This is a genomic window from Vibrio eleionomae (genome assembly GCF_009874545.1).
In the GTDB taxonomy this organism is placed as follows: Bacteria; Pseudomonadota; Gammaproteobacteria; order Enterobacterales; family Vibrionaceae; genus Vibrio; species Vibrio nitrifigilis.
Genome location: NZ_WEKT01000127.1, coordinates 1 through 558, shown reverse-complemented (window position 1 = coordinate 558; position 558 = coordinate 1). Strand labels below are relative to the sequence as shown.

The following is a 558-nucleotide window of genomic DNA, read 5'->3' as shown; positions in this document are numbered from 1 at the left end:
GGGCAATTTCCCAGGCATTACTCACCCGTCCGCCGCTCGCCGCCCATAGACGCCCCCGAAGGTTTGTTTATGTCGCTGCCGCTCGACTTGCATGTGTTAGGCCTGCCGCCAGCGTTCAATCTGAGCCATGATCAAACTCTTCAATTAAAGTTTTTTGTGGCTCAATGAATACTGAATAAATTGACTGTGCCAAGACCGAAGTCTTGATTGGTCACTCAGTTCATTGAAACCAATTGGAAACCGAAGTTTCTCATTTGATTATCATCAACGAGTGCCCACACAGATTGATAGGTTTAAATTGTTAAAGAGCTTTGCTTTCAGTGCGTTAGCACTTAGGCAGGACGCGTATATTACGCTACCCACTTTGAAAGTCAACATAAAACTTTAATCTTTTTTAAAGCTTTATGGTGACTTGCTTACTTTGCAAGCAAGTGGAATTTAAAGCCTGGCGATGACCTACTCTCACATGGGGAAGCCCCACACTACCATCGGCGCGATTTCGTTTCACTTCTGAGTTCGGCATGGGATCAGGTGGGTCCAAAATGCTATGGTCGCCAA

The 558-nt window shown here is 45.7% G+C and carries 2 rRNA genes; both read right to left on the bottom strand.

Annotation, left to right across the window (positions count from 1 at the left end):
* Positions 1-147: ribosomal RNA gene (locus tag F9817_RS23755) — 16S ribosomal RNA — on the bottom strand; the annotation flags it as partial.
* 296 nt (positions 148-443) lie between these two features.
* Positions 444-558 (bottom strand): 5S ribosomal RNA (rrf, locus tag F9817_RS23750).